Origin of the sequence: Veillonella seminalis (assembly GCF_003992065.1) — a bacterium.
In the GTDB taxonomy this organism is placed as follows: domain Bacteria; phylum Bacillota; class Negativicutes; order Veillonellales; family Veillonellaceae; genus Veillonella_A; species Veillonella_A seminalis.
In genome coordinates this window covers 97,831-123,947 of sequence record NZ_RQUZ01000005.1, presented here as the reverse complement: position 1 = coordinate 123,947, position 26,117 = coordinate 97,831, and the positions used below count along the sequence as shown (strand labels likewise).

Annotated in this window: 23 protein-coding genes, 1 pseudogene and 1 riboswitch; of the genes and pseudogenes, 1 reads left to right on the top strand and 23 read right to left on the bottom strand. The window is 42.3% G+C overall.

What is annotated here, in order from left to right; all coding sequences use genetic code 11:
* Position 1 precedes the first annotated feature (1 nt).
* From rsgA to EO126_RS04675, 16 genes and pseudogenes are all read right to left on the bottom strand, one after another.
* Entirely contained in the window at positions 2-862 is an 861-nt protein-coding gene (gene rsgA, locus EO126_RS04750) for a ribosome small subunit-dependent GTPase A (RefSeq protein WP_127007752.1), read from the bottom strand.
* 7 nt (positions 863-869) lie between these two features.
* Entirely contained in the window at positions 870-2,804 is a 1,935-nt protein-coding gene (gene pknB, locus EO126_RS04745; RefSeq protein ID WP_127007750.1) for a Stk1 family PASTA domain-containing Ser/Thr kinase, read from the bottom strand.
* A 15-nt stretch (positions 2,805-2,819) separates the two neighbouring features.
* Positions 2,820-3,521: a Stp1/IreP family PP2C-type Ser/Thr phosphatase gene (locus EO126_RS04740; RefSeq protein WP_006556800.1), complete on the bottom strand. Its 702-nt coding sequence runs from the start codon at positions 3,519-3,521 to the stop codon at positions 2,820-2,822.
* A 26-nt stretch (positions 3,522-3,547) separates the two neighbouring features.
* Entirely contained in the window at positions 3,548-4,588 is a 1,041-nt protein-coding gene (gene rlmN, locus EO126_RS04735; RefSeq protein ID WP_006556801.1) for a dual-specificity RNA methyltransferase RlmN, read from the bottom strand.
* A gap of 165 nt (positions 4,589-4,753) precedes the next feature.
* Positions 4,754-6,103, bottom strand: a complete 1,350-nt coding sequence (rsmB, locus tag EO126_RS04730; protein ID WP_006556802.1) for a 16S rRNA (cytosine(967)-C(5))-methyltransferase RsmB — start codon at positions 6,101-6,103, stop codon at positions 4,754-4,756.
* Entirely contained in the window at positions 6,096-6,878 is a 783-nt protein-coding gene (locus tag EO126_RS04725) for a DUF116 domain-containing protein (protein WP_006556803.1), read from the bottom strand. Before EO126_RS04725 ends, rsmB begins: the two co-directional genes overlap by 8 nt.
* Positions 6,871-7,836 (bottom strand): methionyl-tRNA formyltransferase, encoded by a 966-nt coding sequence (gene fmt / locus EO126_RS04720; RefSeq protein ID WP_127007748.1) that lies wholly within the window; start codon positions 7,834-7,836, stop codon positions 6,871-6,873. The genes EO126_RS04725 and fmt overlap by 8 nt, the downstream gene beginning before the upstream one ends.
* Before the next feature lie 9 nt (positions 7,837-7,845).
* Positions 7,846-8,373 (bottom strand): peptide deformylase, encoded by a 528-nt coding sequence (gene def, locus EO126_RS04715; protein WP_006556805.1) that lies wholly within the window; start codon positions 8,371-8,373, stop codon positions 7,846-7,848.
* Between the two features lie 12 nt (positions 8,374-8,385).
* Positions 8,386-10,566: a replication restart helicase PriA gene (priA, locus tag EO126_RS04710; RefSeq protein ID WP_006556806.1), complete on the bottom strand. Its 2,181-nt coding sequence runs from the start codon at positions 10,564-10,566 to the stop codon at positions 8,386-8,388.
* 193 nt (positions 10,567-10,759) lie between these two features.
* Positions 10,760-12,241 (bottom strand): annotated as a pseudogene (maeA, locus tag EO126_RS04705) (oxaloacetate-decarboxylating malate dehydrogenase).
* Between the two features lie 574 nt (positions 12,242-12,815).
* The gene (metK, locus tag EO126_RS04700) at positions 12,816-14,006 is read right to left on the bottom strand and encodes a methionine adenosyltransferase (RefSeq protein WP_127007746.1); all 1,191 of its coding nucleotides are present in this window, start codon (positions 14,004-14,006) and stop codon (positions 12,816-12,818) included.
* Positions 14,007-14,060: 54 nt separating this feature from the next.
* A riboswitch (SAM riboswitch) is annotated at positions 14,061-14,159 on the bottom strand.
* Positions 14,160-14,218: 59 nt separating this feature from the next.
* Positions 14,219-15,400 (bottom strand): bifunctional phosphopantothenoylcysteine decarboxylase/phosphopantothenate--cysteine ligase CoaBC, encoded by a 1,182-nt coding sequence (coaBC, locus tag EO126_RS04695; RefSeq protein ID WP_006556810.1) that lies wholly within the window; start codon positions 15,398-15,400, stop codon positions 14,219-14,221.
* A gap of 26 nt (positions 15,401-15,426) precedes the next feature.
* Positions 15,427-15,639: a DNA-directed RNA polymerase subunit omega gene (gene rpoZ, locus EO126_RS04690; protein WP_006556811.1), complete on the bottom strand. Its 213-nt coding sequence runs from the start codon at positions 15,637-15,639 to the stop codon at positions 15,427-15,429.
* A 6-nt stretch (positions 15,640-15,645) separates the two neighbouring features.
* Positions 15,646-16,272, bottom strand: a complete 627-nt coding sequence (gene gmk / locus EO126_RS04685) for a guanylate kinase (RefSeq protein WP_006556812.1) — start codon at positions 16,270-16,272, stop codon at positions 15,646-15,648.
* 8 nt (positions 16,273-16,280) lie between these two features.
* Entirely contained in the window at positions 16,281-16,547 is a 267-nt protein-coding gene (gene remA / locus EO126_RS04680) for an extracellular matrix/biofilm regulator RemA (RefSeq protein WP_006556813.1), read from the bottom strand.
* A 25-nt stretch (positions 16,548-16,572) separates the two neighbouring features.
* Positions 16,573-17,454: a YicC/YloC family endoribonuclease gene (locus tag EO126_RS04675; protein ID WP_006556814.1), complete on the bottom strand. Its 882-nt coding sequence runs from the start codon at positions 17,452-17,454 to the stop codon at positions 16,573-16,575.
* Positions 17,455-17,617: 163 nt separating this feature from the next.
* Here EO126_RS04675 and EO126_RS04670 point away from each other — a divergent pair, with 163 nt between their 5' ends.
* The gene (locus EO126_RS04670) at positions 17,618-19,366 is read left to right on the top strand and encodes an Rqc2 family fibronectin-binding protein (RefSeq protein ID WP_006556815.1); all 1,749 of its coding nucleotides are present in this window, start codon (positions 17,618-17,620) and stop codon (positions 19,364-19,366) included.
* Between the two features lie 160 nt (positions 19,367-19,526).
* Here the strand turns inward: EO126_RS04670 and EO126_RS04665 are convergent, their stop codons facing one another.
* The 7 genes from EO126_RS04665 to EO126_RS04635 all read right to left on the bottom strand — a co-directional run bounded on the left by EO126_RS04665 (position 19,527) and on the right by EO126_RS04635 (position 26,115).
* Complete coding sequence (locus EO126_RS04665) at positions 19,527-19,979, bottom strand: hypothetical protein (RefSeq protein WP_006556816.1); 453 nt, start codon at positions 19,977-19,979, stop codon at positions 19,527-19,529.
* A gap of 20 nt (positions 19,980-19,999) precedes the next feature.
* Positions 20,000-20,491 (bottom strand): pantetheine-phosphate adenylyltransferase, encoded by a 492-nt coding sequence (coaD, locus tag EO126_RS04660; RefSeq protein ID WP_006556817.1) that lies wholly within the window; start codon positions 20,489-20,491, stop codon positions 20,000-20,002.
* Positions 20,492-20,497: 6 nt separating this feature from the next.
* Positions 20,498-21,052, bottom strand: coding sequence for a 16S rRNA (guanine(966)-N(2))-methyltransferase RsmD (gene rsmD, locus EO126_RS04655; RefSeq protein WP_006556818.1), 555 nt, complete (start codon positions 21,050-21,052; stop codon positions 20,498-20,500).
* An 81-nt stretch (positions 21,053-21,133) separates the two neighbouring features.
* Entirely contained in the window at positions 21,134-22,135 is a 1,002-nt protein-coding gene (locus EO126_RS04650; protein WP_006556819.1) for an NAD(P)H-dependent glycerol-3-phosphate dehydrogenase, read from the bottom strand.
* Positions 22,135-22,737 carry a glycerol-3-phosphate 1-O-acyltransferase PlsY gene (gene plsY, locus EO126_RS04645; protein ID WP_006556820.1) on the bottom strand — a complete coding sequence of 201 codons (603 nt, stop codon included), beginning with the start codon at positions 22,735-22,737 and terminating at the stop codon, positions 22,135-22,137. Before plsY ends, EO126_RS04650 begins: the two co-directional genes overlap by 1 nt.
* Positions 22,737-24,071: a ribosome biogenesis GTPase Der gene (der, locus tag EO126_RS04640; RefSeq protein WP_006556821.1), complete on the bottom strand. Its 1,335-nt coding sequence runs from the start codon at positions 24,069-24,071 to the stop codon at positions 22,737-22,739. The genes plsY and der overlap by 1 nt, the downstream gene beginning before the upstream one ends.
* 148 nt (positions 24,072-24,219) lie before the next feature.
* Positions 24,220-26,115 carry a bifunctional 4-hydroxy-3-methylbut-2-enyl diphosphate reductase/30S ribosomal protein S1 gene (locus EO126_RS04635; RefSeq protein WP_006556822.1) on the bottom strand — a complete coding sequence of 632 codons (1,896 nt, stop codon included), beginning with the start codon at positions 26,113-26,115 and terminating at the stop codon, positions 24,220-24,222.
* Between the last annotated feature and the right edge of the window lie 2 nt (positions 26,116-26,117).

Below are 26,117 nucleotides of genomic sequence, written 5' to 3'. Positions count from 1 at the left end.
TTCACCATTTCCTTTGACTGCGAATTTCTTCGCGAATGACTAAATACGATTCATAGCGCCCCGTCCTTATCCGACCATCTGCTACGGCATCCTTAACGCCGCATACAGGTTCATGCTCATGATAGCAGGGACTGAACTTACAACCTGATTCAGCCGCTAAAAATTCCGGATAAAGCGATGGCAATCGTTCCTCGGAAATCTCACTGAAATCAATGGCACTAAATCCGGGTGTATCCATAATAAAGGAGTCATCATCCAAACTGTACAGCGATGCATGTCGTGTGGTATGACGTCCTCTTTTTATTTTATCACTTACCTCACCGGTTTGAAAAGCGAAGGACGGTTCAATCGCATTTAAAAGACTGCTTTTACCTACACCGGACGGACCGGCAAAGGCACTGACCTTATGATGCAGTTGTTCTCGCAGTATGTCGAGCCCCTCACCGGTTCGAGTCGATGTTTCAATGACCGTATAGCCGATTTGGCGATATATCTCTGCCAATGAAGCGATGTTCTCATCACGAAGGTCACATTTATTAATACAAAGTACTAAAGGAATATCGGCATGTTCAATCATAATGATTAATTTATTAAGCAATAATTCGTTAATATCCGGCTCATGAGCCGCTACTACCAAAATAACCTGATCAAGATTCGCCACATGAGGTCGTTTCAGCTGATTATGGCGCGTCATAATGGCTTCAATTGTTCCGGCCGGGTCAAAACTTACGCGATCGCCCACCAGCAAAGAATAGCGCCCCTGTTTTAAACGACCGCGCACCTTACATTCGTGAATCTCACCATGTTCATCTTGTACGTAAAAATAACCATTCATATTTTTTATTACAATGCCTGTTTTCATATTCCTCCTATAATGTTTGATCTTGTACTAATGCACCGTTTAAATATACTTGAATCTGTACTCGGCCCGTACCTGATACATCTTTAACAATACGTTCACCCGGCTGTGCAGTACCGTCAAATACCGTACGGGATCCGCTGTCATCACTGACAACAATTCGAACCGCCTGGTTAGCTTTACCTGACGGCACCGTAATATCAACTGTACCTTTAGTTACATTGTTACCGGAGTTATTGGAAGCCGGTGTTGTTTTCTTAGCTTCCGCCGTCAACGCAACCGATGTATTGGCATCAAGAGAACTGCCTGCTTCAGGACTTTGTTGAGTAATAACAGCCGTATCGTCACCGGCACCGCTGATAGCCCCTACATTAAGACCGAGCGAAGTCAATGCGTCTTTCGCGTCTTTAACGGTCATACCTACCAAATTAGGTAATTCCACTTTCTTACTCTTCACACGGTTTACCGTTACATCAACGGTGGCACCCTTAGTTACTTTGGAATCGCCCGGAGGTGATTGCATCAAAATAACACCATCTTCTTTACTGTCATCGGATGCTGTTGTTATCTTACCGATAACCAAGCCTAAACTCTTAAGTCTTGTACGAGCCTGATCGAGCGTCATACCTGTAATGTCCGGCATGGTAATGTCGCCCACACCTTTACTTACCACCAAATGAACGGTTCGTTGTTCCTTAACCTGTTCATTGGCTTCGGGACTCTGTGAAATAACTTGGCCTGCTGGCACGTCCGGATTGGATACTTCACTTACAGAAACACGGAGATGATTATCTTCCAAAATATGCTTAGCCACGATTACCTGTTTGCCCACGACATTCGGTACATCTACGGTTGCATTACTCCAGAAATTACCGAAGCTCAAGAAGGCCCACACGAAAGCCAATAAGAAAACGATAAAAGCACCTAACAAAATATATTTTTGCGGTAAACGGCTGAGTTTAGCCATCCAACCTTCCGGCTGGGTTTCCCCACCGTAATATACTTCGTCCTCTTCATCAGGTTCACCATATGATGTTTCCGGTACCGGTGTCATTACCTGGGTACCGAAATCATGCGGAGCCCGACGACCGCTGTTGCTGTTGACAAAACCTTGCGACATACGCAGCGCCGCAATCATTTCCGTAATATTGCTGAAGCGGTCTTCCGGTCGTTTCGCGAGTGCTTTAATTACAGCCGCTTCCAATAAAGTCGGAATACTCGGATTATAACGCGTCGGCGGAATCAAACGTTCACGAACATGTTTCAATGCTACACTGATTGGTGTTTCCCCTTCATACGGTACACGACCGGTGAGCATTTCATAGAGAACCGCTCCTAACGAATAAATATCGGTACTGCCGTTAACCGGTTTACCGCTGGCCTGTTCCGGCGATAAATAGTGAGCGGAGCCCATAATCGAATTCGTATACATCATGGTGGTACCCGCATTCATAGCACGAGCGATACCAAAGTCGGTCACTTTAATGCGTCCTTGTTTGGTAATGAGCACATTATGCGGTTTAATATCACAATGCACGATTCCCATGGCATGGGCGTGTTCAAGACCTTCGGCAATAGCGATAGTAAATTTTACCGCATTATCAATAGATAAGCGTTCATGACGCGTAATATATTCTTTTAAGGTTTCCCCTTCGATGTACTCCATCACAATATAGTGATAGCCTTGGTCAAAACCTACATCGTACATACTGACAATGTTTGGATGACTCAATTTACCGGCCGCTTGTGCCTCACGTTTAAAACGTGCCACAAAATCGTCATCTCCGGCAAAATTGGAATGTAATATTTTTACCGCCACCGGTCGGCCTAATAGAGTGTCTTCACCTTTGAAAACATCAGCCATACCGCCGACACCGATTTTGGATATAATTTTATAGCGATTATCAAGAATTAATCCTTGTAACTTAGTTGCCGTTTCTTTCATGATCTCACCTCTTTCCTAGTCAATGGTACCAATAACTATGGTTACATTATCGCGAGCTCCTTGATCGTAAACCAAGGTCATCAAATCTTCAATCAAGCGTTCGTCTTTCGCTTCCTTACGAAAGGCCTCTTCGATGACAGCTTGCTCAATATAACCGGTGAGACCGTCAGAACACAGTAGTATTCTGTCACCCGGCATTACTTTATATACACCGGCATCAATATCGACAACGGGACCCACACCGACGGCACGGGTCAATACATTGCGTTGCGGATGCTGTAACATATCATCCGCTTTTAATTCACCGGCTTCATATAAAGCTTGAACCATGGAATGGTCTGTACTGATTTGAGTCAGTCGATCCTCGTGAAAAACATATAGACGGCTATCCCCTACATTGGCCCAATATAAATCGGAACCTGTCACATATGCGACAACAGCGGTCGTCCCCATGCCTTCCAGAGCGGGTGTTGTTTTCACCCAATCATAGACAGCCATATTTGCTTTTGCTACAGCTTGGCGCAATGCATCAGCCGATACATCTTGCCAACGCTGCATATCGGCAGCCAGCGTATCAACTACCATGGTACTGGCAATTTCGCCGCCTTTGTAGCCACCCATACCGTCAGTGACAATACAAAAGGAATCTCCAATATAAAACCGATCTTCGTTGCGTTGTCGCACCAAACCGATTTTACTCATGCCTATACTCTTCATAGGGCCTCCTTTGCATGTGATGCCTATTACTCCGCTTCTTTTTTAGCCTGTTGGATTTTCAACTGGCCGCAAGCGGCTTGAATAGCATCGCCCATCTCTTTGCGCACCGTTACGGATACTCCGTACGATGCGACGATGTTTCTAAACGCTTCCGTCTGACGACGGGAAGGTTTAAATAACTTAATATGTTCATTACCGTTAACAGGAATTAAATTGACATTACAATTCGGGAACGATTTAACCAAAGCTCCCAATTCATGAGCATTATCAATCGATGAATTAACACCGTCAATCAAAATATATTCAAATGTTACACGACGATCTGTTTTTTCATAATAGGTTTTGACCGCCGCCAATACATCAGCCAAAGCATAATGTGCGCCAATCGGCATAATTTCACGTCGAATCGTATCATTCGGTGCATGTAAACTCAAGGCCAAGGTAATCGGAATTCCTTCATCAGCCAAGAGATAAATATTTTCAACTACACCGCAAGTAGATAACGTCATACGGCGATAACCGATATCAAACGCTTCTTTTTCATGTAACAAACGTAATGCATTAATTGTGTTCGTATAATTCTGAAGCGGTTCGCCGGCACCCATAACCACAATTGAATGGATACGTTCTTTTAAAAGAGCACCGAATAATAACACTTGAGCCACAATTTCATGAGTTTCCAAATTGCGATATAAACCATCGGTCGTAGAAGCACAGAAAATACAGCCCATGGCACAGCCTACTTGCGAGGACACGCATACGGAATTGCCGTACTGCTGCTTCATAAGTACTGTTTCTACACGATTGCCGTCAGCCATTTCCAATAACAGTTTCTTAGTTAAGCCGTCCGGTGCCGTTTTCTCTGTAATTACTTTAGGAACGGAGATAACGCAATTGGCTTTTAACCACTCGCGCAAATCACCGGGCAATTGTTGCATGGCATCAAAGTCAAATATGTAGCGCTTATATATATAATCCATTATTTGCTTGGCTCTAAAACGAGGAAATTTTGCCTCCGTAATAACAGCCTGCAGTTCGGTCAGGTTCTTACCTAATAATTCTATCATAGTTTTATCCTTATTCGATGAAATCAATAATTTTGAAGTTTCAACAAAATGAGTCGAAGTCTATAGAGTTACCAATATAAAATACGAAATAAACCCGTATCATATATATATTAGCTATATTCCCTATAAAGTCCTTTTAAAATCTATAAATTTCAAGTAAATTTTTTATAAAGCTTTGCGCAAACGGGCAATGAAAAACCCGTCCATCTCATCACGATGGGGCCATAAAGTAACCATAGGGCCTTCCGTTTCAAACGGCAAAAAGGAAGAAGCATCCTCCAATTCAAAGTTGTCATTCGCTTTCAAAAATGCTTCAACAACACCTTCATTTTCAGCCCGATTAATAGTGCAGGTAGAATATACCAATACACCGCCGGGTTTAACCGTCTTAGCGGCAGTTTCAATAATCTGTTGCTGCAACTTTGGCAATTCGGTCAAAGACTCCGGCGTTTTATGCCAACGCATATCAAGCTTGCGTTGTAAAATGCCGAGTCCCGAACAAGGGGCATCAACTAATACCTTGTCAAATTGATTGTACCACGTTTGCGGCAATTTGGTAGCATCCTGCAGATTAAAATCCGCAATCGTCACCCCTAAGCGTTTTGCATTAGCTTCCATAAGGCCCAATTTATGCTCATGAATATCATCAGCCACTATCTGGCCTTCATTATTCATGCGAGCCGCTAAATGCATAGTTTTACCGCCAGGTGCGGCACAGCAGTCGAGCACTTTCTCGCCCGGTTTGGGATCCACCACATAAGCCACCGCCATAGATGCTTCATCGGTAAAGGTAATCAAACCAGCTTTAACGATTGGTGCACTTTCGAGCGAACCCGTATGATGGGTAATGTGTACGGCTTCCGGCAATTTACCGGTAGCTTCCGCTAGCCAGCCGGCTTTTTCAAGAGCCGACATACCGTCGGCAACCGAAGTTTTTAATGTATTGATACGAGCCGTCAAACGAGGCCGTTCATTAAACCACGTACAAAGTCCGATTGTCTCGGTCTCGCCGTATGTTTTAAGCCAAAGATCCAACAACCAAACCGGCTGATTATAAATATAGGCCAGTCGTTCCACTTCATTCTTAGCCAGTTCATCAATGCTGTAGCTGTCACGATTCCGCAAAAAGTTGCGAAGCACACCATTTACAAAACCATCCAAGCCGCGAGCCATTTTTTTAGCCAATTTTACACTTTCATTAACCGCCGCACTGTCCGGCACCTTATCCATATAAATAAGCTGATACAGCCCTAAACGTAATATTTCTACAACAATAGACGATAACTTACGAAGCGGCCGTTTTGCCAAAGCCGCAATGATAGCATCCAAATAATTGCGGCGTCGTACAACACCGTATACAAGTTCCGTGAAAAAACGGCGATCAATATCGCTTAACTTATGCTCAGTCAGCATCTGTTGCAACACGATATTGGCATAAGCGCCGTCACGATTAATCTGCAATAAAGCTTGCACCGCCAGACGGCGAATATTAACTTGTGCTGTTCCTTTATCCATTGATTAATTTCTCCATAACTTCTTTAATCCGATCCGTATCAACCCGTGTATTGCAACATGGACCGCAAGGGCGTTCATTGAGCACGCCGACTACGGGAATCGGAAATACATCATTCATACCGCTCACCAAATCTCGTTCACACGCAATGGCGACAATGGCTTTCGGTCGAATATTTTTTATCATCAAACGAGCCAGTGTACCGCCCGTTACTACCACAAATTTACAACCGTAGGTATCTGCAATATCCAATAAAGTACCTACCTGACAACGACCGCAACGCTTGCAGTTGTGTACATCGGTAGTCACTTTATGAACACAGTCGCTCTTTTGCAAACAATGCGGTGTGAGCAAAAGCAAACGATCGGCCGGTACTTTATAGAGATTTAATTCTACCAAATGATTGATTAAATCAATCAAAGATTGACTGACCTTATCCTTGGAGGCCCCTACTGTTTTGCCCGCCAATATTACCAACGGAAAAAAAGCATATAACCAACGATTACTGATGCGGAGCCAAATAGGATGAATCCGCCAGTGATTGGTTGATGCCAAGAGCATACTGCCCCACATAATCCAGCAAAGTAACGGGAAAATACCGAGAAGTACTTCCACACCATATGCAATGGGCAATCCCAAGCGGTGTAAGCCGGGCCATAATAAATAGGCCAGAGCAGCCCAAATGAGCGTAATAGCGGCAAACACAGCAAAGGTCAATTTAAAATATAAAGGGTAACGTCCCAATACGGGATGTTCATTTTGTTCTTGATTACGCATTGAAAATGAGTCCTGCCTTTACTTGGTGACCACGACAAAAATCGCCAGCCGTCATGCGTTTCTTATTATCCGGCTGAACTTCAAAAACTCGTAATGCTCCCTCACCGGTAGCAACCGTAAAATCTTGTTCGCCTACCGCTAAAATTGTACCTGCCGCCGTATTTAACGACAAGTTTTCCCCCTTCATGTCAGCTTCGTTCAAAGCCTTTGCCTGCCAAATTTTAAGACGCTTGCCGTCTAAAAACGTAAAGCAACCGGGTGCCGGATTGAGACCTCGAATCTGATTGACCAAATTAACAGCGCTGTTTTGCCAATCAATAGCGCCCATTTCTTTAGTGATTTTCGTAGTATGCGAAGCTTTGTCATCATCTTGCGCTACCGGCTGTAATTCACCGGCTTCTGCTTTAGCCAAAATTTCATTGATCACTTCACCGCCCATGACAGCTAAACGATCAAATAATTCACCTGTCGTTTCGCCGTCTTTAATGTCGGTTTTTACTACATCCAAAATATCACCCGTATCAAGACCGTCATCCATTTGCATGATAGTCACCCCCGTATGGGTATCACCGTTTAATATGGCCCAATGAATCGGCGCCGCCCCGCGATATTTAGGCAACAATGAGGCATGTACATTAATACAGCCGTATTTCGGCAAACGAATGAGCCAAGGCGGTAAAATCTTACCGTAAGCCACTACAATAATTACATCCGGAGCCAACGAACGAAGAAGCGTTTCCGTCGCCTCATCACGTAACGTTTCCGGCTGATATACAGTAAGTTCTGCTGCTAAAGCACACTCCTTAACCGGTGGCATTTGTACCTTCTTACCGCGTCCTTTTTGTTTATCAGGCTGACAAAAGACATCCACTACTTCATGAGGGCCCTTAATCAAAGCCTCTAACGTAGGTACGGCAAAATCAGGTGTCCCCATAAATACAACTCGTAATGAATTCATGAAAACCTCCTACGCTTGTGCTGCTTCACCGACAGTTTTATTCACATCGGCTGCCGCTTCCTCCATAGCCTCGGCATTTTCATCTTTTACACGATATGCTGCCTCAACTTTTTCAATAAATAAAATACCGTCCAAATGATCGATTTCATGTTGAATAATACGTGCCAAGAAACCTTCGGCTTTCAATTTTTTCTTCTTATTGTGACGATCAATATAATGAACTTCGATGTCCTGATAACGTTTTACATCGCCATAATAACCCGGTACGCTCAAACAACCTTCCAAACCGATTTGTTCACCATCTGCTTTAACAATTACCGGATTGATGAATTCCTGTAAACCCGTACCGTCATCTACTACGATAATACGCTGCGATACGTTAACCTGTGGTGCCGCCAAACCGACACCGTCGGATACGCGCATAGTTTCCGCCATATCGTCCAACAATTGACGCATCTTTTTATTAACAAATTCTACAGGTTGAGCAACCTGTTTCAACACAGGATGACCTGCCTTAACGATTTCCAATACTGCCATATTGCCTCCTATTTATACGGGATCCACATCAATCTGCAGTCCCTCTTGTGTAAAGATCCACGATGTATATATAAACTGTTTAATTGCCTCTAAATTATCCCCCCGTACCATAATCGCTACTCGATATAAATCGCGAACCTTCTTAATCCCTTCTTGATAAGGTCCCATTACATCAAGTTCCCCCGGTACAGCATACGGTTCAAGTGCTTCAACAATGCGCTCGGCAATGGCCATGGCCTTTGCCTCATCCTTATGTTGAATGCGAAAATGCATCATTGAGCCAAGGGGTGGATACCTCAACAGCTCACGAGCTTTTATTTCTTCTTCGTAAAAGCCCACATAATCATGAGCCTTACTCTTTATTATAGCATAATGTAACGGATTATAGGTCTGAATTACTACCTGACCTTTACCGGTGCTGCGACCGGCTCGCCCCGCCACCTGCGTCAATAAATCGAAAGTGCGTTCCGACGCACTGTATAAAGGAATATTAAGTACCGAATCAGCGGTTAAAACACCGACAGCCGTAACCCCTTTAAAATCATGACCCTTAGCCACCATTTGAGTACCCAGTAAGATATCATAACGGCCGGCACCGAAATCATTAAGAATCTGTTCACCATTGCCTTTTTTGGCCGTCATATCTTGATCAAGCCGGGCAATACGTGCCTTCGGAAAGTTACGTTGTAATTCTTCTTCTACCTTCTGCGTGCCAGAACCGAAAAATTTAATCTTAAGACTGCCGCATTTAGGACACACCTTAGGCACCGGTTCATGATGCTCACAATAATGACAACGAAGTGCTTCACCTTCCCGATGATACACCATGGCAATATCACAATGCGGGCATTTAACAGGCTCGCCACAATCACGACACATAACAAAGGTACTGAAACCGCGCCGATTGAGGAGCATAATCATTTGCTCTTTATTAGCCAAAGTCTGCCGAATCAAATGGATCATAGCGCCTGAAAACACCGAGTAATTGCCGTATATCATCTCTTCTTTCATGTCGATGATCTGTACCTTGGGCAAAGGTTGATGAAAAATTCGATGTTTTAACTCCAACAAGGTATATTGCCCTTGTTTTGCCAGGTAGTACGATTCAATCGATGGCGTTGCCGAACCTAAAATCAGCGGACAATGATTGGCATGAGAGCGCCACTGCGCCACCTTACGGGCATGGTAACGCACCATATCTTCCTGTTTATAGGAAGTATCATGTTCTTCGTCGACAATGATTAACCCGATGTCATCGGTCGGTGCAAATACAGCAGAACGGGCACCGATTATAATATGGCTGTCCTTACGTCGCAAGCGTTCCCAATTATTATACCGTTCACTGATGGTAAGTTTACTGTGAAATACCACCACTTCATCACCGAATGCTTCCACGAAACGCATAACAATCTGATTGGTCAGCATAATTTCAGGAACCAACACAATGGTTATACGATCTTTGGCCAAACAATCTTTGGCTACCTTCATATAGACTTGTGTCTTACCGCTACCCGTAACCCCATGAAGCAAAAATGTTTGCGCCACGTTATTATTAACAGCTTCCCGAATTGGTTCATAACAGATTGTCTGTTCTTCGGTCAAAGGCAAATCTTTAACCTGATAAGCATCAAACTTTGTCTTGGTCTTGCTGTAGCGTTCTTCCACCGTTATACCTTCATAGGTCATAACCTGTTTGATTACCGGTAAGGCAAAACCGTCTTTTTGCAAACTGTGAACTGAAGCGGTTCCCAATTCTTGTAAATAAAATCCCAATTCACGCTGGCGTTTGCGTTTTGGCGGAATATGTTCCGGATTAAACCACGGTTCCGCCGACAGCCATTGTTCTTTAGGTCGTTCATAACTCTTTAACTGTTTTTTATCAATAGTAAATAAACTGAGTGCTTCCGACAAAGAGCACAAATAATATTCACTGAGGCGCTTAGCCGTCGCCAGCATTTCCGGTGTAAACCACGGTTTCTTATCGAGAACCGCCTGTATCGGTTTAAGTTGATATGTCGGTACTTCTTCAAGTTCACGATAGCCTACCAAAATGCCTTCTTCACGAGTACGCCCCAAAGGGACAGCCACACGTGTGCCCGGTTCAATTGTTCCCAAATGTTCCGGTACGGCATAGCTGAACGGACTATTCATTTTTTTAGTCGGACGATTAATAATAACCTCTGCTACACGCATACTATCCCTCCTTTGCAGTGTTTTTTATTATACCATTTTTTTCGATATTTTTAAATAAAGGACTCCTTCATTAACTCATAAATAATGTGTATTTTTAGCATAGACCGCGAAAAAATATTCCCTCCTCGAACTATGACATACGCTAAAAGCTCGCGGAGGGAATTTAATCATCATTCCTTACTGCAAAATCAACTTATTTAGTTAAATCTTTATACTCAGGAACCCATTTAATGGATTTCACTGCACTAGGTACTTCTTCTTTAGAAATTTTCGCCAACTTCTGATCCACAGCTTCATTAGCCACGGCAATAGCAATTGTTTCAGAAAATTCGGTTAATTTGGAAACCGGTGGAATTGTGGCCGCACCCGGTTTTGCAACATCAATAATCCCACCTAACGAATGAGCCGCTTTCGAAATCATTTGGTCGGTCAATAGCTTAGCACCGGCTGCAATGTCACCAAGTCCAAGCCCCGGATAAATCAAAGCGTTATTAGCCTGACCGATGTCATAGGTAACTCCCTTATAAGTAACCGGTTGAGCCGGAATTCCCGTCGCTACCAAAGCTTTCCCATCAGTCCAAGTAATAAGCTGTTCTGCCGTTGCTTCCGCAAGTTCTGTCGGATTACTTAATGGGAATATAATAGGACGAGCCGTATGTGCTGCCATTTCTTTGACAACAACTTCACTAAATGCACCGCTCTTAGTAGACGTACCCACTAAAATAGTCGGATGAATCGCTTTAACACATTCTTCAAGAGTAGTTAACTTCTTCGTATCACCACCTAAGGAAGCTTTAACATACTCATTAGTTTCCAATTCGCTGCGTTTACGGGCAAACGGTTTTTGTTCCGGTGTTAAATCATCCATATCATCGAATAAAAGGCCCTGCTTATCCACCAAGTAGAATTTTTTGATAGCTTCTTCACGAGGTACACCTTGATCCACATATTCTTGCAATACGCGATTAGCAATACCGCAACCGGCTGTACCGGCACCAAAGCACATATACACTTGGTCTTTTAATTTTTCCCCGGAAATTTTTAAACCACCCAAGATACCGGCTAAGGAAATAATACCGGTACCTTCAATATCGTCATTGAAAACAGGGTATTTGTCTTTATACGCATTTAAAATATTGGCGGCATTATCACGACCGAAGTCTTCAAAATGAAGGTATAAATTAGGGAATAATTTTTCAACCGTTTGTACAAACTGATCTACAAATTTATAGTATTCTTCACCGGCAACACGTTTATGTTTATTGCCTAAATATAAAGGATCGTCCAATAATTCCTGACGATTGGTGCCCACATCGAGCACTACCGGCAATACACGCTGAGGATCCAGCCCGGCCGCGGCTGTATACACCATCAATTTACCGATGGAAATGGCAACGCCGTTAAGGCCCTAGTCACCGATACCCAAAATAGCTTCCGCATCGGTAACAACGATTAAATTAATATCACGACCATAGGCGGCATTCTTCAAAGCATCTTCTATGTTTTCAGGATTATCAATAGATAAGAAGGCAGAGTTTTGTGGTGTCGTATAGTATTCGCTGTAATTGCGAATCGTATCGGCAATACATGGGTCATACACAATTGGCATAAACTCTTCAATATGTTGGCTGAACAAATAGTAGAACAAGGTACGATTATGGCTGAATAATTTCATAAGGAAGTGACGCTTATCTACATCTGTCGTTTTAACGGACATAGCTTTATAGGCTTGCTGTGCTTGTTCTTCAATGGTTTGAATCTTATCGGGAATCATACCTTTCAATTTAAAAAGTTCTCGTTCTTCAGCACTGAATGCCGTCCCTTTATTCAAAAAAGGGTCATTGATAATATCATATGCATTTTTCATAGAAATCCTCCTTTAGAATTACCAAAATTCACATATAAAAAATTACATACGCTATCAGTGTGTTATGACTGCCGATAAATGATAAACAAATTTTATATTCAAATATATTTATATTGATATATTTGAAATTCTCTCATTTAATTATACTACAAATATTGCTATAACGGTCAATCATCCATCTGTCAAATACGTAATATTTAACAAATTGAATAAGAATGACAGCTACGCCCCTATAAAATTCTTTACTCAATAAAAAAACAGAGACTATATCAAAGATATAGTCTCTGCTCTATACGTTCTGAAATTAAATTTAAAACATTTAATTTCAGTTGTTTAAACTCAAGCTATTTAATTACAGTCTGTTAAACTTCAAATTATTTAATTATAAACCGGCTTCTTTGCGAAGAACATCAGCTTTGTCAGTTTGTTCCCAAGGCAAATCAACATCGGTACGACCGAAATGACCGTAAGCCGCTGTCTGATGATAGATTGGGCGGAGAAGGTCAAGCATTTCGATAATGCCGGCCGGACGAAGGTCGAAATGTTTCTTAACGAGTTCGCCGATTTGCTGTTCGGAGATTTTACCGGTACCGAAAGTTTCTACCATGATGGAAACAGGTTTAGCTACGCCGATAGCATAAGCAATCTGAATTTCACATTTATCGGCAAGACCGGCTGCTACAATATTTTTAGCTACATAACGAGCTGCATAAGCCGCACTGCGGTCAACTTTTGTAGGATCCTTACCGGAGAATGCACCGCCCCCATGACGAGCCATACCGCCATAAGTATCAACGATGATCTTACGACCTGTTAAACCTGCGTCACCTTGAGGACCGCCGATTACGAAACGACCGGTCGGGTTGATGAAGAATTTAGTGTTTTCATCAACAAAACCTTCAGGCAATACCGGTTTAATAACCAATTCTTTAAGGTCTGCTTCGATTTGTTTACGGGATACTTCAGGACCGTGTTGTGTGGAGATAACGATTGTTTCAATACGTTTAGGCACGCCGTCAACATATTCAACAGTAACCTGAGTTTTACCGTCCGGACGAAGGTAAGGTAAAGTGCCGTCTTTACGAACTTTAGTTAATTGGCGAGACAAACGATGAGCCAAAGCAATTGGCATAGGCATGAATTCTTCAGTTTCGTTAGTTGCGTAACCGAACATCATACCTTGGTCACCGGCACCGATTTTATCGAATTTATCAGCGCCACCTTCACGAGTTTCCAATGCGTCGTCAACGCCCATAGCAATATCGGCGGATTGTTCGTCGATAGCTACATTAACACCGCAAGTATCGCAGTCAAAACCGTATTTGGCACGAGTGTACCCGATTTCACGAATAGTTTCACGAACAATATGATTAATATCTACATAACAGTTAGTGGAAATTTCACCCACTACATGAACTTGACCTGTGGTTACAAGTGTTTCACACGCAACATGCGCCGTAGGATCTTGTGCAATAATCGCATCAAGCACGGCGTCTGAAATTTGGTCAGCAATTTTATCAGGATGACCTTCCGTTACGGATTCAGATGTGAAAAATACATGTTTTTCAGCCATTTACCCTTTACCTCCATAAAAAAATTCCTCATCAGCCAAGCGACGAGGAATCAAACCCCATCTTTCGGCATATACCGTCGGACTTAGCACCTTTTCAAACGAATGGTTGCTGTAGCTTCACAGGGCCTTTCCCTCCACTACTCTTGATGAGACAAAAATTACTATTAATTTAATTGTGATAGTTTATATCACTAATTTATTATACTATGGAATTACAATTCTGCCAAGGCTAAAATAATTCGCTTAGCGACATCACTTTTTGTCATAAGTGGCAATTGCACAATTTGACCGCCCGGATAAATGAAGGTAACTTCATTCGTATCCACATTAAAGCCTGCGTTCTGTTTGCTTACATCATTAGCTACAAGCATATCAAGATTTTTGTTAAGTACCTTAGACTTGCCGTATTCAATGACATTTTGTGTTTCCGCCGCAAAGCCGATAAGCTTTTGATGAGTTTTATTCGCACCCAGGCCTTTCAAGATATCCGGATTTTTAACGAGTGTAAGCTCCAATTTATCCATTTTCTTGATTTTAGTGTCCGCCATATTTTCAACACGGAAATCTGCTACGGCCGCAGCCATAATCACGGCATCACAGTTTTCATAGCGACTGTTAACCGCCTCTTCCATATCACGAGCCGAGTCAACAGGCACAAATTCCACGCCGTACGGTACCGGCAAAGAGCTTGGTGCCGATATTAGAATTGTACGTGCCCCTGCCAAAGCCACCTGTTCGGCAATGGCATAGCCCATTTTACCGCTGGACCGATTACCGATATAACGAACCGGATCGATGGCTTCCTGCGTACCGCCGGCTGTTACGATAACAGTCTTATCGGCCAATACATCATTTTTCATCATATGGAAAGACAACCATTCCACAATTTTAGCCGGTTCCGGCAAACGACCTTTACCGACTACGCCGCAAGCAAGATGGCCGCTGTCGGCTTCTAAAATATTCATTCCCAATTCGCGCAAAGTGTTCATATTCCGTTGCGTTATCGGGTTTTCATACATATTCGTATTCATAGCCGGACATAAAAAGATAGGCGCTTTAGTCGCCATTAACTGCGTAGTTAACATATCATCAGCAATGCCGGACGCCAATTTACCGATTACATTCGCTGTAACCGGCGCTACTACATAAGCATCAGCCCAAGTAGCCAAGGCAATATGTTCTACATTCCAATCATGCACATCTTCAAACATTTTAACGGCCACCGGATGACCGCTGATTTCGCCAAATGTCATAGGCGATACAAATTTAGTGGCGTTTTCCGTCATGACAACTTTAACTTCCGCCCCTAATTTGCGTAATCGGCTAACGACTTCCACAGCCTTATAAGCTGCGATACCGCCCGACACGCCTACAATTATGTGTTTATTTTTCATCCTCTGCCCCTGTTGGAATTAAAGATTTATTTAATACCGTCTTTAGTGCGAGTAAAGCCGATTTTATCTTCCGCAATTTCATGAAGTGCCACTGATACCGGTTTATCAGTATCAAGACCGGTCACTAAAGCTTGGTCACCGTCAGTAAGTTCACGAGCACGTTTAGCGGCCAATGTAACCAACGTATATTTACTGTCTACATGTTTTTCCAAATCCTTAAGTAAAGGTTTTACCATCATAATGAATTACTCCTTCTTCCCACCATATTGTTTGTAAATGTACTGAATTTTTTCTTTATTACGTTTAATTTTACAAGCTTCCGCCCGTAAAATAGAAGCGACTTTTTCTACAGCATCAGGCAATACATCATTCACTACAATATAGTCATAGCGATGAGCCAAAGCCAATTCCGAGCTGGCCTTTGAGAGGCGTTTATCGATTACATCGGCCGCATCGGTACCGCGGTCGCGCAAACGATTGGATAATATATCAAGTGAAGGCGGTACGATATAAATGAACACAGCTTCGCTGAAACGCTCTTTAACTTGCATGGCACCTTGAATATCAATTTCCAAAATAACACTTTTACCTTCTGCCAACAGGTCCATTACATGTTGTTTCGGTGTACCGTAAAAGTTATCATATACCTGTGCATATTCTAAAAACGCATCTTCTTTAATAAGACGTTGGAACTCTTCTTTATCCCTAAAAAAGTAGCTGACCCCTTCTTCTTCACCAACGCGGGGCGCACGTGTTGTCATCGATACAGAGTATACAAGATTAGGCATCTGCTGACGAAGCGCCGCACAAATGGTGCCTTTACCCGCACCCGAAGGGCCGGATAAGACTATTAGGATTCCTCTATCCGACATAATAACACCTACGCTTCCGTTGTTTCAGACGGTGTAGCCTGTACGATACGATGTGCCACAGTTTCCGGTTGGATAGCGGATAAAACGATTTGACCGCTGTCCATTACAAGAACGGCACGAGTCTTACGACCATAGGTAGCATCAACGAGTACGCTCTTTTCACGAGCATCTTGAATCATTCGCTTAATAGGAGCCGATTCAGGACTGATAATCGCAATAAGACGATTCGCTGAAACCATATTACCAAACCCGATGTTTAAAAGTTTTGTATTCATACTTAGTGACTCCTTACTCTACAACCTACTCTATATTTTGAATTTGCTCTCTGATTTTCTCTAATTCACATTTCAATATTACAACGCGGTCAGTGATTTCTAAATCAGATCCTTTTGATCCCATCGTGTTAACTTCACGATTCATTTCCTGTAGCAAGAAATCTAATTTACGACCAATCGGTTGATTCTCTTTGAGTGTGTCTTTTAATTGTACCACATGTGAGCCAAAACGTACAATTTCTTCTGTAATATCTGTTTTGTCACTCATAATGGCTACTTCCTGCAAAAATCGATCCATGTTGATATCCAAATCAGTTTTTGCCAAGGTATTTTCGATTCGCTGCTGCAATCGTGTTTCGTATTTTTTAACGGCAGCCGTCTTATTGGCGTCTACCTCGCTGAGTACATCCGTCAAAATATCAATACGCCCTTCAATTTCCCGGCGTAAATGCTCACCTTCCGCTGCCCGCATCGCCGCAACTCCGGCTAAGGCATCCTGTAATGCTTTTGTAGCCGTTGCCTGCAAATTAGCCTCTTCAAACGGTACATCTTCCAAAAGCAGCCAGTCAGACGAAACGGTCATCATATCACGTAAAGGCACTTTTTTTATATCCTGAGCAAAACCGTTAGACACTAAAAACTCTCTGATCTGCAATGCCAATGAATCATTTACGGTAAATACTTTCTCCCGATCACGTGTATTTCGCAATGAAATATTGACTTCTACTTTACCTCGTTGCAACACGGCTTTAATCTGACGGCGCAATTCGTTTTCAAAAAAATTTAATGTTGATGGCAGATTGATGTGCAAATCCAAAAATCTTGAATTCACACTTTTTATTTCTACCATAATCTGTAACGACTCATCAGCGGCAATGCCGCGACCAAAGCCCGTCATGCTGTTCATAATAAAATAGGTCCTTTCCTTTAATTTTCGTCAATTTTCCTTATTTTTAGATTATTTTCTATTTGTTTACATTTTAACATGTTAGCCCTATAGGGTAAAGCACTCAAATAGGACATAAATGTGATATACTAAAATAATAAGTATGTTAGTAAAGGAGTACTTTATGAATTTAGATGGTTTAACGATGGCCGTTTTGACACGAGAACTTTCCGATCAGTTGGTAACCGGTCAAATTCAACGGCTCTTACAAATAGATAAAACAACGATTGTATTAAAAGTTAATACTCATACAGGTAACAAAGATTTAGTTATTACGGCCGGCAATTTACCGGCTTGCTATCTCAGTCACGGCATTACGGATTTACCGAAAGAACCGACTGCACTCTGCATGTTTTTACGTAAACATTTGGAAGGTGCTCGTATTACAGCTGTAAAACAGCTTAACGGGGACCGCATCTTGCGCATCAACGCGGATAAGCTGGCCTTGGACGGATCGCTCATTTCCAATCGCATTTACATTGAACTGATGGGTAAATATTCCAACTGCATTTTTGTGCAAGACGGACAAATCTTGGAGGCACTCATTCATGTAACACCGCTTATGAACCGAGAGCGCTCCATTGCCCCGAAGTTAACCTATGAATTACCGCCTAACAGTGAACGAGGCAGCCTTTTCGAATTTAACGGTACTGAAATTAAGGAGCTTCTCAGGAATTTCGGTCAAGGCACGGTAGCCGAAACAATCCGCCGCATTTTTAACGGCTTCGGTCCCGCCCTTTTAAAAGAAGTTTGCTTTAAAGCTGAAGTAACCGAAAAAACAGACTTCGAAACGCTTTCGCCGGAACAAATCAAAAAACTGGCGGCTGCTTTAAATGATTTGAAACAAGCAATCAACGAAAGCACCAAACTCTTTGAATACGAAAATTCAAATCATAAAAAGTTTTACAGTCCCGTCCCGCTCACCTATTTATTGGTGCAGGGCGGTGAACTTACGGCTGCCTATGATTCCGTTTCAAACCCCCTTGAAGTAGCTGTTGTCAAACAGGGCTGTATTAATACAACTACCCATGAACTGGAACGTGCCTTACAGCAAGCTATCAAAAAAGAAGAACTGCGCCACAGTAAAATCGAAGAAGAGCTGAATGACAGTTCTAAAGCCGATGAATACAAGGCCTATGGCGATTTATTGATGATTAATGCCTATCGCGACACCCAATACGAACCGAACATTACCTTGGATAATATTCTGGTCAATCCGGTGGAACCGATTACGATTCCTCTCGTGCCTGAATTAACTGTTGTAGAAAACGCCCAAAATTATTACAAACTCTATACCAAATTAAAAAATCGCAAACAAAGCGGTTTATATCAATTGGAACAAAGTGGACGCCGTATTGATTATCTTCAGTCCGTTCTATACAGCCTTACAATTGCCGATAATAAAGAAACGGTTCAGGAAATCTATAATGAATGCGAACAAGCCGGACTGCTCAAGAAATCTAAAAAGCCCGTCAGCTATAAAGCGCCAAAACATAATTTCATGCGCTTTCCTATCGATGGCGGCGAAATTTTTATCGGCCGCAACAATCAGCAAAATGAATATTTAACCCACCGCTTTGCCAAACCGGATGACATGTGGTTCCATACCTTACAGGTTCAAGGCAGCCATGTTATTCTCCGGCCTGAAAACGGGACGCCGACTGACGAAATGCTCACCCTGGCCGCCCGCTACGCCGCTTATTTCAGTCGTGCACGTGAATCATCCAAAGTGGCCGTCGACTATACGCCGGTTAAATTTATTAAAAAACCGCCGGCCTCACCGTTAGGTTTCGTTATTTATACTAATCAGAAAACGGCTGTCATCGACCCAAAAGAACCGGTACTGAACGAAGCTACTAAATTGTATGAATAAGCTTTGAATTGTAATTTTAATTTTTAGTCAATTTTTATTGTCTTAATAATACTCATATCATAAAATTAAAAAAGCTCTCAGGAAATCCCCTATACCAAGTATAGCAAGGATGCTTCCTGAGAGCTTCTTTATTTGTCATACGGTTATGCGAACCTTAAAATTATTCTCGATTGGATTGTTTCAAACTTTCACGATTCTGACGTAAGCTTTCCAAAGTTTTTTCCAAATTGTTTTCAATATAGCGCATTACATCGCTGGCATATTGAATAGAACTGTTTTTTAATTCTTCGGAAGACTGGTTAGCCAAAGTAATAATCTGGTTAGCCTGAGTCTGAGCTTGTTTAACAAGTTCACTTTCTTCCGTTAATTTTGCAATATAATCTTTAGCTTGCGCAATCAAAGTATCAGCCTGACGCTGTGCATCTGCCAAAATTTTATCTTTTTCAGCCATAATTCGGCGGGATTCTTCCAATTCCAACGGCAAAGATTCGTTAATGGCGTCCAACACACGCATTACTTCTTCTTCTTCAATGACACGTTTGGTGGTCATAGGAATGCGACCACTGGTTTCAATCAAATTTTCCAAATCTTCTAAAAGTTTTTCTGTTTTCATTCTCGCCACTCCTATTAGAACTATTCACTACGATCCGCAAATTTTGCTTCTAACGCTTTTTTAACTGTTTCAGGAACCAAGCCGTCAAGACGACCTTGGAATCGCGCCAATTCGCGAATTCCCGTGGAACTGACAAATGAATACTTATTATTCGTCATTATAAAAACGGTCTCAATATCATCATCCAAATACTTTGAGAACAAAGCACGTTGGAATTCATATTCAAAATCACTGAGTGCTCGTAAACCGCGAATAATCATAAAGCTATTCTTAGATTTCGCATAATCAATCAATAAACCGGAGGCACCATCATCAACCTCAACATTCGGTATATGAGCCACAGAGGCTTTTATCAATTCAACACGCTCTTCCTGCGTGAATAAATTATGTTTATTCGGATTTGTTAAAACCGCTACAATCAATTTGTCTACAAGCTTACTCGCTCGTTCAAAAATATCCACATGACCGTTTGTCACGGGGTCAAAACTCCCCGGGCAAATGCCTATACGCACTATACACTAGCTCCTTTCAAGCTCATAGGGTACACAATACGATACCTTTGTATAACCGAAACGTTGTTCCCTCACAAGGCTCCAACCATCCGGCAACACAAGCGGTTCGTTCTCATGATGCTCCACAATAAGCATTCCATTTTCTTTTAGTAATTGCTGATTGACGACAACCGTCATTGTGGCAGCTACCAAATCCACTTCATATGGCGGATCCGCAAAAATATAATCAAACTGACGACCTGCTAATTGCTTAGCCGCCGTTTCTATTGATGTTGGTATTACTTCAACCGCGTCTTCCATATGACAATGCTCGGTATTTGCTTTAATAATTCGAGCTGTCCTCTTATCAACGCAAACAGCCAGTGAGGCACCGCGGCTGACGGCTTCCAATCCGAAAGCGCCTGTACCGGAAAACAAATCAAGTACCGTCGTTTCAATCAGACCGTAATTAGACAATACATTAAAAATACTTTCTCTCACACGATCCTGTGTGGGTCTCGTACTCATCCCTTTCGGAGCCTTTAATGTATGGCCCTTAGCTCGTCCTGCAATAATTCTCATACATTCCTCTTTAGCCTACACTTGTCTCTTAATTATAGTATATTATGTTCCAAAATAAAAGTACATTCCTTTTGAAAATTATTATAAGAACATTTCATCTTTCAAGTTACGTCCCATCAGTTCCATAAGCGCTGTTTGCGGTGCTTTCTGATGGTACAACACTTCATATAAAGCACTGGTAATCGGCAGATCCAAGGTCTTGGCTTTCGCAATCTCATAGACTGTCTTTACGGCAAAAAAACCTTCTACCACCATGTTGGAATGATTGATAATATAATCCATCGTTTCACCGGCTGCCAGTTTTTGACCGGCCGCCCGATTGCGACTGTGGCGACTCATACATGTGGCAATCAAATCGCCCATACCGGCGAGCCCCGCATAAGTTTCACGACGTGCTCCCATGGCTACGCCGAATTTAGTCATCTCATGGAGACCGCGTGTCAAAAGAGCTGATTTACAATTATCACCTAATGCCATACCATCCGCAATACCGGCAGCTAAAGCGATAATATTTTTTGTAGTAGCCGCCAGCTCAACGCCCGTCATATCTTCATTCACATACACGCGGAAATTACCGGTGCTCAATGCTTTTTGCACCTCTTCCGCAGTAGCCAACGATTTAGCGGCTACAACTGTCGTTGCCGGCAAATCTCGACCGATTTCTTCCGCATGATTAGGTCCCGACAAAATGGCCAATTTCTGTGTAATCCCACCGATTTCTTCATTGGCCACCTCCGACAACCGCTTACCGGTTTGGCGCTCAATCCCTTTTGAACAAATAACTACGGTTGTATCAGCTGTTACATAAGGTTTTAAGTTTACCAAAGTATCACGCACATAAATTGAAGGCGTCACAATTAAAATAATATTACTCTTACCGGCTGCCTTAGCCAATTCATGGCTGATATTTAAATTGTCCGGCAAGCTTACACCGGATAAGTATTCTTTATTCTCACGATCCGCTTTCAATCGCTCAGCCTGTTCCTCGCGACGGCAATAAAGCCAAGCTTCATTGCCTGCCTGTGCACTCTTACAAGCTAAAGCGGTGCCCCAACTGCCGGATCCAATAATTCCGATTTTCATTACGAATCATCACGCTCCGTCCGCTCTACTTTTAACTCTTTGCCGCGCAAAAGACGCATAATATTTTCACGATGGCGTAATATTACAAACAACGCAGCCACCGTACCGAATACGATATACCACAACGGTTCACCGAATACAATCATCAAAATCGGTACCAATGCGGCGCCCACGATAGAACCTAAGGATACATATTTAGTAAAGTACACGATAACGGCCCAAGTTGCAAAGCAAATAGCCGAAATTAAAGGTACCAAAAATATCAATACACCAAGACCGGTAGCTACGCCGCGCCCCCCTTTAAAGCCAAGGAAAACAGACCAGTTATGACCGACCATAGCCAGAATACCGCCCAATAGCATCAAATTCGGCTCCGGAGCGAAAACTGCCACACCGGCCATGCCTTTACCGGCATCACATAGAAAAACCGGTAATGCCGCTTTCCAGCCCAATACACGATACGTGTTGGTGGCACCGATATTTTTACTGCCATATAAGCGTACATCGGTATTAAAAAATAACTTACCGATAATTAAACCGCTGGGAATGGACCCCAATAAATAAGCAACAATTGCTAATCCTATTATAGTCATCGTATCCATTATTCGTCATCATTTCCCTTCTTGCCACGGAGAATCAAACGAATCGGCGTACCTTCAAAACCGAAGGATTCACGGAGACGATTTTCCAAGAAACGCATATAGGAGAAATGGATTAATTCAGGTTCATTAACGAATAAAATGAATGTAGGCGGTTTTACCGATGCCTGCGTCATATAATAAATCTTCGGTAAACGCCCGCTGCGTGAAGGTACCGGATTGACATTCTGCGCATCGGACAATACTTGATTCAATACACTTGTAGAAATGCGCATATGTTGCTGTTCCGAAACAAATTTAATTAAATCCGCCAAACGATGAATACGCTGTTTAGTCAATGCAGAGGCAAAAAGAATCGGTGCATAACGCAAGAAACCCATTTCATCGTAAATATCTTCCGTATAACGAATGGTCGTTTTATCATCTTTTTCAACAAGGTCCCATTTGTTAACTACGATGATAATCCCTTTACCGGCTTCATGAGCATAACCGGCAATTTTTTTATCCTGCTCCGTAACGCCGTCTACACCGTCCAATACAAGTACAACAATATCGGCTCTATCTACGGAACGCAAAGAACGAACAATACTGTAACGTTCTACCGGTGCATCAATTTTCGCCTTACGACGCATACCGGCCGTATCGATAAGCACAAATTTCTGACCGTCATGATTCCAATGCGTATCGATGGAGTCACGGGTCGTACCGGCTACATCACTGACGATAACACGATCCTGACCCAATAAGGCATTCGTTAATGATGATTTGCCTACATTAGGACGACCGATTAAAGCCACGTGAATGGTATCTTCTTCATCTTCCGCTTGAGCCGAATCAGGGAAATGTTTAACCACATCATCCAATAAGTCGCCCAAATTCATTAAGTTTTTAGCTGAAATCCCAATCGGATCACCGATACCTAAATTATAAAATTCATAAATATTGGCTTCCTGGTTTACGCTATCAATTTTATTAACTACCAATAATACAGGTTTGCCGCTGGCACGTAAAATATTGGCCACTTCTTCGTCGGCCGGTACAATACCCTGTTTACCGTCTACAACGAATAAAATAACATCCGCTTCTTCAATGGCAAGCTGTGCCTGTAAACGCATCATTTTAGGTATCACATGGCTGTCGGCGGTAATAAATTCAATCCCGCCCGTATCAATCATGGTAAATTCACGGTTAAGCCATTCGGCATCAAAATAAATTCTATCGCGCGTTACGCCCGGAATATCTTCAACAATGGAAATTCGTTTATTAACTATGGCGTTAAACAATGTAGATTTTCCCACATTAGGACGCCCTACCACTGCTACTAATGGTTTTGCCATATTGTCACCTCAATTTTTTACATAAATTATCACACTATATTGTAACACATATATAGCAATCCATAAAGAAGAGATAATTCAAAAGGAGCTATAAAGGGCCGGGCCCTCTATAGCTCCTTATATAAGCGCTACGCGCTATTGGTTACAATTATTCAGCTGTTGCAACAGGTTCCATTAACTCAGTCAAAGCAAGGCCAAGTTTCTTTTCATCTTTGTTAAGAGAAATAACTTTAACTTCTACTTCTTTACCACGAGTTAAGTAGTCTTCTACTTTAGCATTACGCTGTTTAGTGATCTGAGAAATGTGAAGTAAACCCTGGATGTCATCGTTAACAGCTACGAATGCACCGTAAGCTACCAAACGAACAACTTTACCGGTAAGAACGTCGCCAACTTTAATAGTTTCTTCGGCAACATCCCATGGGCTCTTAGTTAATGCTTTCAAGGACAAGGAAAGTTTATTGCTTTCCGCATCGAAGGATTGCAATTTAACTTCGATTTCCTGGCCTACGGACAATACGTCTTCAACGCGTTTGATTTTGTGCCAAGAAATGTCGGAAATGTGAAGTAAACCTTCAATACCGCCGATATCAACGAAAGCACCATAAGGCATGATTTTGCGAACAATACCTTTATAGTTATCGCCAACATTAATGTTTTTCAAGGCTTCTTCCAATTTAGCCTGGCGAGCTACTTCCAATACAGCACGACGGGAAAGAACCAAACGGTTTTTCTTTTCGTCGATTTCCAATACCTTAGCTTCAAATTCAGTACCCACTAAGCTATCGAGAGATTTAACGAAGTGTACATCCCCTTGGGAAAGTGGAATAAAACCACGAAGGGATTTAACAGTTACAACAAGACCTGCAGGAATAGCGTCAACACCTTTACAGATGATTGGTTCGTCTTTTTCCTGAGCTTCCTGTACATACTGCCAATCTTCGTCTTTAGCCAAACGAGTGATGGACAAGTAGATAGGATTGTCTTCCTTGATGTGGTTCATAATAACGGCTTTAATCTGATCGCCTTCTTTGAGCACGTCTTTAGCAGAGGCAGGTGCCGGATAAGCGATTTCAGTACGATTCAAGGTTGCTTCTGTTTTGTAACCGAAAGAAACGTATGCTTTGTCGTCTTCTACGGATACAACAGTACCTTCTACTACAGTGCCTTTCTTAAAGTCTTCTGCCCAGTCAGCTTCGTTAGCTAACAATTGTTCAAATTCATTCATTGTGTCAATGACCTCCTTAATTATCCAGTCGGGTGTCGATGCACCGGCTGTAACCCCTACCGTTTGGACATTGGTAAACCAAGCCATTTCTAATTCAGTAGCGGTCTCTATATGGTAAGTTGTACATCCAACGTCACGACAGACCTCTGCTAATCTGTTTGTGTTGCCGCTGTTTTTACCGCCTACCACAATCATAAGGTCCACCGTTTTTGCGAGTTCTACCGCCGAATTTTGACGTTCTTGAGTAGCTGTGCAAATCGTTTTGAAAACCTTTAGATTTCGAGTTTTTTCCTCTAATATATCTATTATACTTTGAAATTTAAATTGTGAAAAGGTAGTTTGTACAACTACGCCCCTATTTTCCACGAAAGGCAGAATTTTAGCTTCTTCTTCAGATTCTATAACTATGCCTTTATTTTGAGCCCATAAATTAATGCTAATTACCTCAGGATGCTTTTTTTCGCCCAAAATAACAAGCGACATTCCCGAGTCAATAACCGATTTTGCATCTTGTTGGGCTTTTTTTACATGGGGACATGTTGCGTCCACCACTTTGAGTCCTTTATCGGTCGCTTCATCATACACAGCCGGTCCCACACCATGGGAACGAATAATGACCGTGCCACTTGGAATTTCTTCCAGCGAATCCACTGCATACACGCCGTGTTCTTCCAAATTGGAAACCACTTGCGGATTGTGAATGATAGGACCTAAAGTGTAACTCCGTTCCAATTGATCTGATGTTTTCTGAGCCATATTAACAGCCCTTTTTACACCATAACAAAAACCGCAATTTTCTGCAATACGTATTTCCACGC

What these genes read in the sequence shown, in the direction of transcription:
- metK (WP_127007746.1), bottom strand. Translation starts at nt 14,006, where the DNA reads ATGGCTGAAAAACATGTATTTTTCACATCTGAATCCGTAACGGAAGGT.
- rpoZ (WP_006556811.1), bottom strand. Translation starts at nt 15,639, where the DNA reads ATGATGGTAAAACCTTTACTTAAGGATTTGGAAAAACATGTAGACAGT.
- fmt (WP_127007748.1), bottom strand. Translation starts at nt 7,836, where the DNA reads ATGAATTCATTACGAGTTGTATTTATGGGGACACCTGATTTTGCCGTA.
- rlmN (WP_006556801.1), bottom strand. Translation starts at nt 4,588, where the DNA reads ATGATAGAATTATTAGGTAAGAACCTGACCGAACTGCAGGCTGTTATT.
- gmk (WP_006556812.1), bottom strand. Translation starts at nt 16,272, where the DNA reads ATGTCGGATAGAGGAATCCTAATAGTCTTATCCGGCCCTTCGGGTGCG.
- EO126_RS04665 (WP_006556816.1), bottom strand. Translation starts at nt 19,979, where the DNA reads ATGAAAACAGAAAAACTTTTAGAAGATTTGGAAAATTTGATTGAAACC.
- EO126_RS04740 (WP_006556800.1), bottom strand. Translation starts at nt 3,521, where the DNA reads ATGAAGAGTATAGGCATGAGTAAAATCGGTTTGGTGCGACAACGCAAC.
- rsgA (WP_127007752.1), bottom strand. Translation starts at nt 862, where the DNA reads ATGAAAACAGGCATTGTAATAAAAAATATGAATGGTTATTTTTACGTA.
- rsmD (WP_006556818.1), bottom strand. Translation starts at nt 21,052, where the DNA reads ATGAGAATTATTGCAGGACGAGCTAAGGGCCATACATTAAAGGCTCCG.
- coaBC (WP_006556810.1), bottom strand. Translation starts at nt 15,400, where the DNA reads ATGAAAAATAAACACATAATTGTAGGCGTGTCGGGCGGTATCGCAGCT.
- EO126_RS04675 (WP_006556814.1), bottom strand. Translation starts at nt 17,454, where the DNA reads ATGAACAGCATGACGGGCTTTGGTCGCGGCATTGCCGCTGATGAGTCG.
- EO126_RS04650 (WP_006556819.1), bottom strand. Translation starts at nt 22,135, where the DNA reads ATGAAAATCGGAATTATTGGATCCGGCAGTTGGGGCACCGCTTTAGCT.
- plsY (WP_006556820.1), bottom strand. Translation starts at nt 22,737, where the DNA reads ATGGATACGATGACTATAATAGGATTAGCAATTGTTGCTTATTTATTG.
- der (WP_006556821.1), bottom strand. Translation starts at nt 24,071, where the DNA reads ATGGCAAAACCATTAGTAGCAGTGGTAGGGCGTCCTAATGTGGGAAAA.
- priA (WP_006556806.1), bottom strand. Translation starts at nt 10,566, where the DNA reads ATGCGTGTAGCAGAGGTTATTATTAATCGTCCGACTAAAAAAATGAAT.
- remA (WP_006556813.1), bottom strand. Translation starts at nt 16,547, where the DNA reads ATGAATACAAAACTTTTAAACATCGGGTTTGGTAATATGGTTTCAGCG.
- rsmB (WP_006556802.1), bottom strand. Translation starts at nt 6,103, where the DNA reads ATGGATAAAGGAACAGCACAAGTTAATATTCGCCGTCTGGCGGTGCAA.
- pknB (WP_127007750.1), bottom strand. Translation starts at nt 2,804, where the DNA reads ATGAAAGAAACGGCAACTAAGTTACAAGGATTAATTCTTGATAATCGC.
- def (WP_006556805.1), bottom strand. Translation starts at nt 8,373, where the DNA reads ATGGCAGTATTGGAAATCGTTAAGGCAGGTCATCCTGTGTTGAAACAG.
- EO126_RS04670 (WP_006556815.1), top strand. Translation starts at nt 17,618, where the DNA reads ATGAATTTAGATGGTTTAACGATGGCCGTTTTGACACGAGAACTTTCC.
- EO126_RS04725 (WP_006556803.1), bottom strand. Translation starts at nt 6,878, where the DNA reads ATGCGTAATCAAGAACAAAATGAACATCCCGTATTGGGACGTTACCCT.